Source organism: Bradyrhizobium sp. CIR18 (genome assembly GCF_014198295.1).
GTDB lineage: Bacteria > Pseudomonadota > Alphaproteobacteria > Rhizobiales > Xanthobacteraceae > Bradyrhizobium.
The window spans coordinates 192,931-205,812 of sequence record NZ_JACIHF010000001.1 but is presented as its reverse complement, the minus strand read 5'-3'; the positions used below and the strand labels follow the sequence as shown (position 1 = coordinate 205,812).

Annotated in this window: 10 protein-coding genes; 4 read left to right on the top strand and 6 right to left on the bottom strand. The window is 65.1% G+C overall.

Annotated elements, in window-relative coordinates; genetic code table 11:
* Nucleotides 1-5: 5 nt before the first annotated feature.
* The gene (locus GGD65_RS01040; RefSeq protein ID WP_183234183.1) at nucleotides 6-800 is read right to left on the bottom strand and encodes an enoyl-CoA hydratase/isomerase family protein; all 795 of its coding nucleotides are present in this window, start codon (nucleotides 798-800) and stop codon (nucleotides 6-8) included.
* Between the two features lie 119 nt (nucleotides 801-919).
* On the opposite strand from GGD65_RS01040, the gene GGD65_RS01035 reads away from it, so the two are divergent.
* Nucleotides 920-1,585 carry a GntR family transcriptional regulator gene (locus GGD65_RS01035; protein ID WP_183234182.1) on the top strand — a complete coding sequence of 222 codons (666 nt, stop codon included), beginning with the start codon at nucleotides 920-922 and terminating at the stop codon, nucleotides 1,583-1,585.
* A 224-nt stretch (nucleotides 1,586-1,809) separates the two neighbouring features.
* Nucleotides 1,810-2,781 (top strand): MBL fold metallo-hydrolase, encoded by a 972-nt coding sequence (locus GGD65_RS01030; RefSeq protein ID WP_018323065.1) that lies wholly within the window; start codon nucleotides 1,810-1,812, stop codon nucleotides 2,779-2,781.
* Between the two features lie 52 nt (nucleotides 2,782-2,833).
* Here GGD65_RS01030 and GGD65_RS01025 read toward each other — a convergent pair whose 3' ends face one another.
* Together GGD65_RS01025 and GGD65_RS01020 are read right to left on the bottom strand one after the other, a co-directional pair.
* A complete protein-coding gene (locus GGD65_RS01025; protein ID WP_183234181.1) occupies nucleotides 2,834-5,980 on the bottom strand; it encodes an efflux RND transporter permease subunit in 3,147 nt (1,048 codons plus the stop codon).
* A gap of 5 nt (nucleotides 5,981-5,985) precedes the next feature.
* On the bottom strand, nucleotides 5,986-7,188 hold the full coding sequence (locus GGD65_RS01020; RefSeq protein ID WP_183234180.1) for an efflux RND transporter periplasmic adaptor subunit: 1,203 nt from the start codon (nucleotides 7,186-7,188) through the stop codon (nucleotides 5,986-5,988).
* A gap of 272 nt (nucleotides 7,189-7,460) precedes the next feature.
* Here GGD65_RS01020 and GGD65_RS01015 point away from each other — a divergent pair, with 272 nt between their 5' ends.
* Both GGD65_RS01015 and GGD65_RS01010 read left to right on the top strand, forming a co-directional pair.
* On the top strand, nucleotides 7,461-8,039 hold the full coding sequence (locus tag GGD65_RS01015) for a TetR/AcrR family transcriptional regulator (protein WP_018323062.1): 579 nt from the start codon (nucleotides 7,461-7,463) through the stop codon (nucleotides 8,037-8,039).
* Nucleotides 8,040-8,171: 132 nt separating this feature from the next.
* On the top strand, nucleotides 8,172-9,512 hold the full coding sequence (locus GGD65_RS01010) for a TAXI family TRAP transporter solute-binding subunit (protein ID WP_183234179.1): 1,341 nt from the start codon (nucleotides 8,172-8,174) through the stop codon (nucleotides 9,510-9,512).
* 10 nt (nucleotides 9,513-9,522) lie between these two features.
* On the opposite strand, the gene GGD65_RS01005 is transcribed toward GGD65_RS01010, so the two are convergent.
* From GGD65_RS01005 to GGD65_RS00995, 3 genes are all read right to left on the bottom strand, one after another.
* Nucleotides 9,523-10,242, bottom strand: coding sequence for a haloacid dehalogenase type II (locus GGD65_RS01005; protein WP_183234178.1), 720 nt, complete (start codon nucleotides 10,240-10,242; stop codon nucleotides 9,523-9,525).
* A gap of 141 nt (nucleotides 10,243-10,383) precedes the next feature.
* Nucleotides 10,384-11,385: a class II fructose-bisphosphatase gene (glpX, locus tag GGD65_RS01000; protein WP_018323059.1), complete on the bottom strand. Its 1,002-nt coding sequence runs from the start codon at nucleotides 11,383-11,385 to the stop codon at nucleotides 10,384-10,386.
* A 165-nt stretch (nucleotides 11,386-11,550) separates the two neighbouring features.
* Entirely contained in the window at nucleotides 11,551-12,867 is a 1,317-nt protein-coding gene (locus GGD65_RS00995; protein ID WP_183234177.1) for a homoserine dehydrogenase, read from the bottom strand.
* Nucleotides 12,868-12,882 lie beyond the last annotated feature (15 nt).

The window sequence follows — 12,882 nt, the reverse complement described above, 5'->3', positions numbered from 1 at the left end:
CTGTCCTATTGGCCGCGCCATTGCGGGGCGCGCTTGTTGAGGAAAGCATCGAGCCCTTCGCGAAAATCCTGGCTCGTGTAGCACATCAGGATGAGGTCCTCGCCTTCGTCCCGGGTCAGCCGCCGTTGCAGGCGGGCCACCGCCTGCTTGGTCGCATTCAGCGTCAGCGGCGCATGACTGGCGACGAGCCGGGCGACCTCGTCGGCGCGCTTTTCCAGCGCGGCAATGTCCTCGACCACCTCGCCGAGCAGCCCGACGCTCGCAGCCTCCGTGGCGTCGACGAGGCGTGCGGTGAAGATCAGGTCCTTGACGCGCGCAGCGCCAATCAGCGCGGTAAGACGGCTGACATTGGACATCGACAGGCAATTGCCGAGCGTCCGGGCAATGGGGAATCCGATCTTCGCGCTTGCCGTGCCGATGCGGAGGTCGCAGGCCGCGGCGATGCCGGCGCCGCCCCCGGTGCAAAAGCCGTTGATCGCCGCGATGGTCGGCACGCGGCACTGCTCGAGCGTGGTCAGCACGCGATCAATCCGGTTCTCGTAGTCGATCGCATCCTGCGGCGTCTTGAACTCGCGGAACTGATTGATGTCGGTACCGGACGCAAAGGCCTTGTCGCCGGCTCCGCGCAGCACCAGCACCTTGATCGCATGATCGCTATTGGCCTGCTCGCAGATCGCGGCGAGCCGCTCGTACATGGCGAAGGTGAAGGCGTTGCGGGCCTGCGGGCGGTTGAAGGTGATCCGCCCGATGCCGTCTTTGCATTCAAAAACGAGGTCGTCTGCCTCTACCGCCAGGTCCATTTCCTCATATCCTCTTGTTTTTTACATTTTTGAATGCAAAATCCGGGATTAGCAAGCTGGAACTTCGAAGTCTCGATCGAATATCCAAGTTTTGCATTCAAATTGGAGCGCTTGTCCCCATGCTTCACGAGGAAGTCGTCGGCCGTATCCGGGCCATTCTGCTCGACGGCGAAATCCCGCCGGGTGCTCGGATTCCCGAGCGCGAGCTGTGTGAGCGGCTTGATATCTCGCGCACGCCGCTGCGCGAGGCGCTCAAGGTGCTGGCCGCCGAGGGCCTCGTGCAGCTGCTGCCGCATCGCGGCTCGCGCGCGGCAAAACTGACCGACAAGGACATGCGCGACCTGTTCGAGGTCTGCCAGGGCTTGGAGGCCCTCGCCGGCGAGCTCGCCTGCGAACGCATCACGGACGCCGAGATCGACGAGGTCGCCGCCGTGCATGCGGCCATGGTGCTGCATTATCGCGATGGCGATCTGATCCAGTACTACCGCGGCAATCGCGCCATCCACGAGGCCATCGTCACCGCAGCCGGAAATCCCGTGCTCGCGGGGCTCTACACATCAGTAACGGCGCGCATCCGGCGCGCGCGCTACGTCACGCCGATGACGCCGCAGCGCTGGGCGCTCGCCGTGAAGGAGCACGACGCCATCCTGAACGCGCTCCAGCGCCGCGACGGCGCCGGCCTCTCCCACATTTTGCGCGCGCATCTCCGCCACAAGCGCGAAGAGGTGTTGCAGGCGGGCTTTGCCGAGACGGAAGGGACCGATCTCACGCTTAGAATTGCGTAAGGCGCAATTCGCGTTGTCCTGGCCGGCGGAGCGCGCGTCCACACGCGGCCGGCCCGCCGCCGCGGCTCGTTCGCGCTCCGCGTGAATCTGCGCACTAATTCCACTTGCTAGCTTGTCGCGGCCGGAGCAGCATACTTCTCTGCCGACCAGCGGCCGCACGGCCGATCAGGCCGGTGCCAACGCGCGAACAATCGCGCAAAATAAAAGACAAAAGCGAGGAACGCATGACAATCGATGTCTCACGTCGGTCCCTTCTCACGCTCGGAGCGGGCCTTGGTGCCAGCGCCATGCTCGGCACCAGCGCGATGGCGCGGGCACCCAAGCTCGGCACCCAGACGCCCTACTGGCACCGCTTCGTTCTCGGCGATGCCGAGGTCACCGTCGTGTCCGACGGGCCGCTGCCGCTCGGCGATCCCTCCGGAACCTTCACCGGCGTGCCCAAGGAAGAGGTGAAGAAGATGCTGGCGGACAATTTCCTGTCGCCGGACAACGTCGTGCTCGAACAGAACTCCCCGATCGTGAACACCGGCGACAAGCTCATCCTGTTCGATACCGGCATGGGCTCATCGAAGATGTTCGGCGCCAGCACCGGCCGGCAACAGAAGAGCATGACCGAGGCCGGCATCAAGCCGGGGGACATCGATGCCGTGGTGTGCTCGCATGCCCATATCGACCATATCGGAGGCATCGTCGACGAAGGCGGCAAGCCGCTGTTTCCGAACGCGCAGATCTACATCTCGCAGACCGATTTCGACTTCTGGACCGACGAAGGCAAGCTCGGCAGCCCGGCCAAGGACTTCGTCGTTCACGCCCGCAAGAATCTGCTGCCGGTCCGTGACCGGATCGTATTCTTCAAGGACGGCCAGGAATTCCTGCCGGGGGTCCAGGCGATCGCCGCGCCCGGTCACACCGTCGGCCACACCATCTTCATGGTGTCGTCGGCCGGCAAATCCTTTGCCTTCCTCGGCGACCTCTCGCACCATTCCGTGCTGCTGCTCGAGCGGCCGCGCATGGAATTCTCCTACGACACCGACCCGAAGCAGGCGGCGGAATCGCGGGTGAAGTTGCTCACGATGCTCGCGGCAAACAAGGTCCCGGTGATGTCGTATCACTTCGCCTGGCCGGGCTACGGCCATGTCGCCAAGGCCGGCGACGGCTTCCACTATTATCCCCAGCCGATGCAGATGACGTTGTAGGTTCTCGCGATCAGGTCCGGACGGCGCGCGCCGTCCGGACCATTGATGCGCCCTATTCCGCGGGCTCGGCAACCGCGCCGGCGCCTGAGGCCGCAGCGTCCGCCCGGGCACCGGGGAATATCCGCTTCACCAGCACGAACAGCGCGGGCACGAAGAAGATGCCGAGCACGGTTGCGGCGATCATGCCGCCGGCGACGCCAATGCCGACCGCGTTCTGGCTGGCCGAGCCCGCGCCCGTCGCCACCGCCAGCGGCAGCACGCCGAGGATGAAGGCGAGCGACGTCATCAGGATCGGGCGCAGGCGCTGGCGCGATGCGTGCAGGGTGGCATCGACAAGGCTGCGGCCGGAAGCGATCTGCTCCAGCGCGAATTCGACGATCAGGATCGCGTTCTTCGAGGCCAGCCCGATCGTCGTGAGCAGTCCGACCTGGAAATAGACGTCGTTGGCCTGATCGAACAGCGTCGCCGCGAGCAGCGCGCCGAGCACGCCGATCGGCACCGTTAGCATCACCGCGAACGGGACCGACCAGCTCTCGTACAGTGCGGCAAGGCTCAGGAAGACGATCAGCAGCGAAATCGAATACAGATACAGCGTCTGGCTGCCGGTGAGCCGTTCCTGGAACGACAATCCGGTCCATTCATGGCCGTAGCCCTTGGGCAGCTTGGCCATCTGCTCCTCCACAGCCTGCATGGCGACACCCGAGCTGATGCCCTGCCCTGCCTGCCCCTGCAGCTCGACGGCGGCGACGCCGTTGTAGCGCTCGAGGCGCGGCGAACCAAAACTCCAGCGATCGGTCGCGACCGCCGAGAACGGCACCATCGAGCCCGAGGCGTTGCGCACATACCAGCGGCCGATGTCGCTGGTATCCATGCGGAACGGCGCATCGCTTTGCACATAGACCTGCTTGACGCGGCCGCGGTCGATGAAGTCGTTGACATAGGCGCCGCCCCACGCTGCCGACAGCGTGGTGTTGAGATCGCTGAGGTTGACGCCGAGCGCGGTGGCCTTGGCCTGGTCGACGTCGAGGTTGAATTGCGGCGTGTCGTCCTGTCCGTTCGGCCGGGCCTGTGCCACGCGCTTGTCCGCCGCGAGCTGCCCGAGCAGCTGGTTGCGCGCCTGGATCAGCGCCTCGTGACCGTTGCCGCCGGTGTCCTGGAGATAGAGGTCGAAGCCGCCGGCATTGCCGAAGCCGGGAATCGACGGCGGCAGCGCCGCGAACACCATGGCGTCGCGGATTTTCATGAACGCCCCCATGGCACGGCCGGCCACGGCCTGCGCCGAGGCTGCAGGACTCTTGCGCTCGTCGAACGGCTTCAGGCTGACGAAGGCAAGGCCAACGTTCTGTCCCTGCCCTGCGAAGCTGAAGCCACTGACTGCGAACACGCCGTCCACGGCGTCCTTCTCGTTGTCGAGATATTGATGCTCGACTTGCTTGATGACATCGAGCGTACGCGTCGAGGTGGCGCCGACCGGAAGCTGGATCAGCGTCATGATCGTGCCCTGGTCCTCTTCGGGCAGGAACGAGCTCGGCAGCCGCTGGAACAGGACGACCATGGCGGCGAGGATCGCCGCGAAGGCGATCATCACTCCCGCGATGCGCCTGATCGCACCGCCCGCGGTGCGCTGATAGCCGTCCGCCATGCGGTCGAAGCCGCGGTTGAACAGGCCGAAGAAGCCGCGCTGCGCGCCATGATGCTTCGGCGGCTTCAGGATCGTGACGCACAGCGCCGGCGTCAGCACCAGCGCCACGAGCACCGACAGCAGCATCGCCGTGACGATGGTGAGCGCGAACTGCCGGTAGATGATTCCGACCGAGCCGTTGAAGAACGCCATCGGAATGAACACGGCCGAGAGCACGACGCCGATCCCGACCAGGGCCCCGGTAATCTCGCGCATGGATTTCTCGGTCGCCTCGCGCGGGCCGAGCTTCTCCTCGGCCATCACGCGCTCGACGTTCTCGACCACGACGATGGCATCGTCGACCAGGAGGCCGATCGCCAGCACCATCGCGAACATCGTCAGCGTGTTGATCGAATAGCCGGCAAGCGAGAGCACGCCGAAGGTCCCGAGCAGCACCACCGGCACGGCAATGGTCGGGATGATGGTCGCCCGCCAGCTCTGCAGGAACACGAACATCACGACGAAGACCAGCGCGATCGCCTCGAACAGCGTGTGAATCACCTTTTCGATCGACAGCTTGACGAAGGGCGTGGTGTCGTAGGGGTAGACGACGCGGAGCCCCTCCGGCATCGCGGCGCTGAGCTGGGCGACACGTGCCTTCACCGCCTCCGAGGTCGCGACCGCATTGGCGCCGGTCGCAAGACTGATGCCCATGCCCGCGGCGGGCTTGCCGTTGTAGCGCGCGGCGGAATCATAGGACTTCGAGCCGAGCTCGACCCGCGCGACGTCGCCGATGCGGACCGTCTGACCGGTCGTGGCCGTGCGCAGGATGATGTCCTTGAACTGCTCGACCGTCTGCAGGCGGCTCTGCGAGGTGATGGTGGCATTGAGCTGCTGGCCGCCGACGGACGGCAGGCCGCCGAGCTGGCCGGCGGTCACCTGGGTGTTCTGAGTCTGGATCGCCGCAGTCACGTCTCCAGGCATGAGGTTGTATTTCGCCAGCTTGTCGGGATCGAGCCAGATTCGCATGGCGTATTCGGCGCCAAACAACGTCACCTGGCCGACGCCAGCGACGCGGCTGATGGGATCGTTGACCGAGGACGCCACGTAATCGGCGATGTCGCTGGCGGCGAGCCGGCCGTCCTCGGAGACGAAGCCGAGCACCATCAGGAAGCTTGCCGAGGACTTCACGACCTTGATGCCCTGCTGCTGCACCACCTGCGGCAGCAAGGGGGTCGCGAGCTGCAGCTTGTTCTGCACCTGCACCTGGGCGATGTCGGCATCGGCTTCGTTGGTGAAGGTCAGCGAGATCTGCACTTGGCCCGTCGAGGTGCTCGACGACGACATGTATTGCAGATAGTCGAGGCCGGTCATGTTCTGCTCGATGACCTTGGTCACCGAGTTCTCCGCGGTCTCGGCATTGGCGCCGGGATAGGTCGCCGTGATCGTGACCACAGTCGGCGCGATCTGCGGATATTGCGCGATCGGCAAGCGCATGATCGCGAGAACGCCGCCCAGCATGATCAGGATGGCGATGACCCAGGCGAAGATCGGCCGCTTGATGAAGAAATGGGACATGACGGTTACTGCTCGGCTGCGGCGGCGGCAGGCCGCGCATCGGCCTGCCGCGTCGGATTCACGGTGAGGCCGGTTGCGGGATCGACCGCGACCTCCACGGTCTTGACGGGCGCCCCGGGGCGGGCCTTCTGCGTGCCCTCGACGACCAGGCGATCGCCGGCCTTGGCGCCGGAGCGAACCAGCCAATCGTTGCCGACATCCCCTCCGAGCTCCAGCGTCCGCTGCTCGACCTTGCCGTCCTTGTCGACGAACATCGCCACTGCCTGCCCCAGCGGATTGCGCGAGACGGCGCGCTGCGGCACGAGGATCGCAGCCGGATCGACGCCGGCGACGACGCGGGCGCGCACATACATGCCCGGCAGCAGCGCCCGCTCGGGATTGGCGAAGACTGCGCGCGAGGAAACCGAGCCGGTGCTCTCGTTGACGCTGGCATCGGTGAAACCGTACTTGCCCTTGTGGCCGTAGGTCTTGCCGCTCTCCATCAGGAGCTCGACCTGCACACCCTCGGCGGGACGCTTGAGCTTTCCGCTCGCGATCTGGCTGCGCAGGCGCTCCATCTCCGAGGTCGACTGATCGAGGTCGACATAGACAGGGTCGAGCTGCTGGATCGTCGTCATCGCCGTCGCCTGGCTCGCGGTGACCAGCGCGCCGGGTGTGATGCTCGACTTGCCGATCCGGCCCGAGATCGACGCGGTGACCTTGGTGCGATCCAGCGAGATCGCGGCGGTGTCGCGGTTGGCTTGCGCCGCCTTCACGTCGGCCTCGCCCTGCTTGTAGGCGGCAACGGCATCATCGACGTCCTGCTGGCTCGCCGCGTTGGTCTGCAGAAGCTGGGTCTTGCGCGCAGCCTTCAGCTTGACGCTGACGAGCGTTGCCTCCGACCTCTGCACCGCGGCCTCGGCGCTCGCCAGACCCGCCTTGTACTGCACCGGATCGATCTCATAGAGCAGGTCGCCTTCCCTCACCTCGGCGCCTTCCACGAAGTCGCGCTTGAGCAGAATGCCCGTGACCTGCGGACGGACCTCGGAAACCTGATAGGCGACGACGCGGCCCGGCAGCAACGTCGAGATCTTCGCTTCCTGCGGTTTCAGGGTCATGATGCCGACCTCCGGCACCATCTGCGGCAATGCCGCTTGCGGGTTCTGCTCCCCGCAAGCGGCAAGCAGCAGGGCAATCAAGGGAACAGCGCGGACGATCGGGGGGCGCATGATGACGATCCATGGGTGAGTTGCGGCCCCTCGAGGAGGATCGCGCACGGAAACATTCGGAAACTATTCAGTTTCCATCTGGAAACTTGATAGTTTCCTTCCCCGAAGTCAAGTGCTAGGCTGCCTGCGCAGCAGCGTTCAAGCAGTCGTGAAACAGCTCAGATTCAACGGCGGGTGTGTCCATGGCGAGAGAATCCAGAAATCAGAGACGTATTGCTCCGCCGTCGGAGCGGACCAAGCCGGCCGTCATCCTTCCCGCCCCCGACGCTCGCATGACGCAACTGCTGGCGGCGGCGAAGGACACCTTCACCAGCAAGGGATTTGCCGCGACCACGATGGACGACATCGCCGGTGCCGCCGGAATGTCGAAGAAGACGCTCTACAAATTGTTCGAGAGCAAGACCGAGCTGTTTCGCGCCATGCTGCTGCGCAGCCTGCCGGAAGCAGACTTCGCCGATGCCCCTTCGGAAGGATCACCAGTGATCCGACTTCGAAACATGCTGCGCGAGGCGGCCGACGTGGCGCTGTCGCCTGGCGAGATCGCCCTGCAGCGTCTGATCATCGGTGAACGTCAGGCCTCGCCGGAGCTGGGGCGCATGTTCGCCGAGGTCATCATGGAGAGCGGCACAGAGCATATCGTCGAGCTACTGAAGGCCGTTCGCCTGGAGCCTCGTTTCGCAGCTGTGCCGCTCCGTCTCATCGCCGAAATGCTGTTCGGCATGGTGTTCAGCCACGATCATTTCAGGCTGCTGACCGACACCGGATTCAAGCTCAATCGCCGCGTGCTGGACCGGCGGATCGACCTTGCGATCGCGACGTTCTGTGCAACCGAAGAGGCGCAAGCCTCGTAATATTCTGGCCCTCCGCAACCCCGGAGTCGGACCAAACAGGTTCGAGGGAGCCCGAGCGTTGCTTGACGCAAATCAACATCCGACCGCTCGCGGCAACAATGCTGGCCTACGGAAACTCGGGCGAGCCGCGTCATGGACGATCTCTCGAAAATCGGGATTGATGCCGCCAGGCTGCCGGGCTGGCTGCGCTTCGTGGTGGTGATCGTGATCGTAGCGCTTGCCGCCGGCGCGAGCCTCGCTGCCTATCGCTGGTACGCCCGGCCCGTGACACTGTCGATCGCAGTCGGATCCCTGGATGGCGACGCTCCCAGGATCGTCTCGGCGCTCGCGAGCAGGCTTGCCGTCAACAACGCGCCAGTGCGCCTCAAGCTGGTCGAGACCGGCGGGCCCATCGAATCCGCCGCGGCGTTCTCGTCGGGCAAGACCGACCTCGCCGTCGTGCGCGGCGATGTCGGCGATCTCTCTCAAGCGCAAGCGATCGTCGTGCTCACCGAAGCCGTCGCCCTGCTGGTGGCTCCGCCGGGATCGGCGATCTCGGATATCGCCGGCCTGAAACGCACGACGGTAGGGGTTGTCGCCGGCGACACGAACCAGAAGGTGGTCCGCGTCCTCACCAGCGCATACGACCTTGGCCGCGCCAATGTCGTCTTCAAGAACATCGCGATGGACGACGTTCGCCGCGCGCTGGACGCGAAAGAGGTGCGCACGGTGCTTTTCGTCATGCCGCTCAGCGAGCGGTATCTGTCGTTGCTACGCGGCCTGTTCTCACAGACTGCCAAGACCGCGCCGATTCTGATCCCGATCGAAAATGCAGGCGCGATTGCGGAGAAGGAGCGCGCCTATGAGAGCTTCGACATCCCCAAGGGAGCGCTGCGCGGGTCCCCGCCAGTTCCCGCGGACGACGTCACAAGCTTGCGCGTCGCCTTCTATGTGGTCGCCAAGAAGAGCCTCGACAACGACGTCGTCGCCAGCTTCACGCAGGCCATCACTGCTGCGCGCAGGGACATCCTGTCGGAATGGCCGGTCCTCGCCCAGTTCAGGGCGCCGGATACCGATGCCGGCGCATATCTCCCGGTCCATGCCGGCGCCGCCGAGTTCTACAATGGCAGCCAGCTAGGCTTCCTCGACAAGTGGAGCAACGTGATTTTTCTGGCGCCGATGGCGCTGGGCGCGCTTGCATCGATCGCGGCGGCGCTGTGGCGGTTTCTCAGGTCGGGCGAACACCAGCCGCGCGAACCGGCACTCGACGCGCTGTACACGCTCGGCCGACAGATCCGCGAGGCCAAAAACGAAACCGACCTGCTGGCGATCGAAGACCAGATCGACAATGTGCTTCGTAGCCAGCGCGCGAGATTGGACGGCGACGACAACCCGCTGGATGCTGCCACCCTCAACGTGGCGGCCCACCGCCTCGAGAACCTCATTCACGAGCGCAGGGCCGTGCTGACTGCAGCGCCCGCCGAGTCGCGGTAGCAGCGCGCTGTCAGCAGCCGAGCCTGTCGGCGATCCCGCCAAAATCCTTGGCGACGATGTCCCAATTGCCGGTGGCTTCGAAGTCGACCTTCTGGAGCGGACCGTACTCCGTCGGCCTCGCGACGAACGCGGTCTTCAGGCCGTTCTTCTGGGCGGCCGCGAGATCGCCGTTGTGGGCGGCGACCATCATCACCTCCTCCGGCTTGAGGCAAAGCAGCTTTGCTGCGCCGAGATAGGTCTCGGGATCGGGCTTGTAGTGCTCGAACAGCTCGGCCGACATGATGAGGTCCCACGGCAGGCCGGCGAACTTCGCCATGTTGGTGAGCAATGCGACATTGCCGTTCGATAGCGGCGAGATCACGAATTTCGACTTCAGCCGCGTCAGGCCCGCGACGCTGTCCGGCCAGGGATTGAGGCGATGCCAGCCCTTGGTGAGATAATCGAGATCGGCGTCGGTGAGGCCATTGATCGAAAACTGCGCGACCAGCTTCTCCAGCGAGCGGCGGTGCAGATCATCCAGCATGACATAGCCGCGCTCGGGATGTTTGCGCACATCGTCCATCGAGGCCATGTACATGCCGCGCCAGCCATCGACCAGAGCGGTCCAGTCGGCGCTGATGCCGCGCTGCCTGCTCCACCACATGAAGTCCGAGATCAGGCTGGTGCGCCAGTCCACGACGGTGCCGAACACGTCGAACACCAGAGCTTTGACGGCGGAGAGTTCGGACATGGCGCTTCCCGATTATTCTTATTGTCATTCCGGGATGCGCCATTAGGCGCTGGCCCGGAATCCATACTCCCGATCGTGGTTATGGATTCCGGGCTCGACGCTTTGCGTCGCTCCGGAATGGGGGCAGTTGTTATGCCCTACTCAATCCAGATGGAACTTCGCGAGCTCGCGATGCTCGGCCTTGATGTAGCGCACGGTGCCGGTGACGGAGCGCATCACCACCGTCTCGGTCTCGATCACGCCGTCCTTGCGGAATTTGACGCCCGAGAGCAGCGAACCCGTGGTGACGCCGGTGGCGGCGAACAGGCAGTCGCCGCGCGCCATGTCCTCGATGCCATAGATCATCTTGGGATCGTTGACGCCCATCTTGGCGGCGCGCTCGCGCTTCTCGTCGGAATCGAGGATGAGACGGCACTGCATCTGACCGCCGATGCAACGCAGCGCCACGGCCGCGAGCACGCCTTCCGGCGCGCCGCCGGTGCCGAGATACATGTCGACGCCGGTATTGTCGGGATCGGCGCAATGGATCACGCCGGCGACGTCGCCGTCGGTGATCAGGCGCACGGCAGCGCCGGTCGAGCGCACGCTCTCGATGATGCTGGCATGGCGCGGACGATCGAGCACGAGAACCGTGATGCCGTCGGGCTGGACACCCTTGGCCTTGGCGAGACGGCGGACGTTGTCGGCCGGCGTTGCATCGAGATCGACGACGCCCTTGTTGTAGCCCGGCCCGATCGCGAGCTTCTGCATGTAGACGTCGGGCGCGTGCAGCAGCGTGCCGCCGTCGGCCATCGCCATCGTGGCGATCGAGCCCGGCATGTTCTTGGCGCACAGCGTGGTGCCTTCGAGCGGATCGACCGCGATGTCGACCTGCGGACCGGCGTTCAGGCCGACCTTCTCGCCGATGAAGAGCATCGGCGCCTCGTCGCGCTCGCCCTCGCCGATCACGATGGTACCCTCGATGGGGAGCTTGTTGAGCTCGCGGCGCATCGCATCCACCGCAGCCTGATCGGCCGCTTTCTCGTTACCGTGCCCGCGCAGCCGCGCCGACGACACCGCCGCCCGCTCCGTCACGCGTACGATCTCCAACGTGAGGATGCGCTCGAGCAATGCGTGCGGGGGGACTGAAATATGGGTCGACATCGGCTTACTCCTTCGAAACGGTTTTGGACAGAAGTCTCTGCCCGCATCAACTCTCAACGCCCACGGTTCGTTCGCTCAAACCGCCTCATTGTTTCAGCATGACCTTTCCGGAAAACCGCTTCAACGCTTTGCGCTGGCGCGGCCCTCTGGGCCGGGGGGCACGCTCTAGTTCTTCTCGATCCGGATCACCTGCGGCCGTCCGCTGATCACCTTGTCCTTCTGCACGGCGGCGAGCGCGCGGCGCACCGCGTCCTCGTGCGTCGCATAGGTGATCAGGATGACGGGCACGGGGACCGCCTTGCCGTCGGCTGGCGCAGCGCCGCCATTGGGATGACGCTGCACGATCGACTCGATCGAAATCTTCTGTTCTGCCAGCCGCGTCGCGATCGCAGCCGCGGTGCCGGGGAAATCGCGCGCCAGAAGGCGGATGTAATAGCCGCCCTCGTGCCGCTCCATCGGCGCCTTCTTGGTGTCGCGCAAATGAGAAATCGGCCGGCCGAACGGATTGGCGCGGATGCCGCGCGCGGCATCGGCGATATCGGCGACGACGGCGGATGCCGTCGCGGCACCGCCGGCGCCGGGGCCGACCAGCGTGATCGACGGAATGCCTTCACCGTCGATCGTGACCGCATTGGTGACGCCCATCACCTGCGCGATCGAGGAGGATTTCGGAACCATGGTCGGATGCACGCGCTGCTCGATGCCCTTGGCGGTGCGCACCGCAACGCCGAGCAGCTTGACGCGGTAGCCGAGATCGGCAGCCGCGCGCAGATCTTCCGGCGCGATGGAGGAGATGCCTTCGACATACACTGCGCTTTGAGCAACTTTCGTGCCGAAAGCGAGGCTGGCGAGAATGGCGAGTTTTTGCGCGGTGTCGTGGCCGTCGACGTCGAAGGACGGGTTGGCCTCGGCATAGCCGAGCCGCTGCGCATCCGCGAGGCATTCGGCGAAGGACAGGCCCTCCTGCTCCATCCGGGTCAGGATGTAGTTGCAGGTGCCGTTGAGGATGCCGTAGACGCGGTTGATGCCGGTTCCGGCAAGTCCCTCGCGCAACGTCTTGATGACGGGGATCGCGGCGCCGACGGCTGCCTCGTAATTCAGCGCGCCGCCGTGCTTTTCAGCGGCTTTCGCCAGTTTCAAACCGTGCTTCGCGAGCAGCGCCTTGTTGGCGGTGACCACTGACTTGCCGGCGCTGAGCGCGGCCTCGACCGCCGACAGCGCGGGATCGCCGGCGCCGCCCATCAGCTCGACGAAGCAATCGATGCCGGGATGCGTGGCCAGCGCCATGGGATCCTTGACCCATTCGACGCCGCGCAGGTCGATGCCGCGCTTCTTCGCCTTCGAGCGCGCGGTGACGGCAACGACGCGGATGCCGCGGCCGCTGCGACCTGCGAGCACGCGGGCCTGCGTTTCAATCAGACGGACAACTTCGGCGCCCACGGTGCCGAGCCCCGCTATGCCCACTTTCAGGGGTGCAACCATGATGACTTAGAAAAC

Bases quoted from the DNA above. Each gene is read 5' to 3' on its own strand.
- GGD65_RS01030 (WP_018323065.1), top strand. From the start codon at position 1,810: ATGACAATCGATGTCTCACGTCGGTCCCTTCTCACGCTCGGAGCGGGC.
- GGD65_RS01005 (WP_183234178.1), bottom strand. From the start codon at position 10,242: ATGTCCGAACTCTCCGCCGTCAAAGCTCTGGTGTTCGACGTGTTCGGC.
- GGD65_RS01040 (WP_183234183.1), bottom strand. From the start codon at position 800: ATGGACCTGGCGGTAGAGGCAGACGACCTCGTTTTTGAATGCAAAGAC.
- GGD65_RS01015 (WP_018323062.1), top strand. From the start codon at position 7,461: ATGACGCAACTGCTGGCGGCGGCGAAGGACACCTTCACCAGCAAGGGA.
- glpX (WP_018323059.1), bottom strand. From the start codon at position 11,385: ATGTCGACCCATATTTCAGTCCCCCCGCACGCATTGCTCGAGCGCATC.
- GGD65_RS01025 (WP_183234181.1), bottom strand. From the start codon at position 5,980: ATGTCCCATTTCTTCATCAAGCGGCCGATCTTCGCCTGGGTCATCGCC.
- GGD65_RS01020 (WP_183234180.1), bottom strand. From the start codon at position 7,188: ATGCGCCCCCCGATCGTCCGCGCTGTTCCCTTGATTGCCCTGCTGCTT.
- GGD65_RS00995 (WP_183234177.1), bottom strand. From the start codon at position 12,867: ATGGTTGCACCCCTGAAAGTGGGCATAGCGGGGCTCGGCACCGTGGGC.
- GGD65_RS01035 (WP_183234182.1), top strand. From the start codon at position 920: ATGCTTCACGAGGAAGTCGTCGGCCGTATCCGGGCCATTCTGCTCGAC.
- GGD65_RS01010 (WP_183234179.1), top strand. From the start codon at position 8,172: ATGGACGATCTCTCGAAAATCGGGATTGATGCCGCCAGGCTGCCGGGC.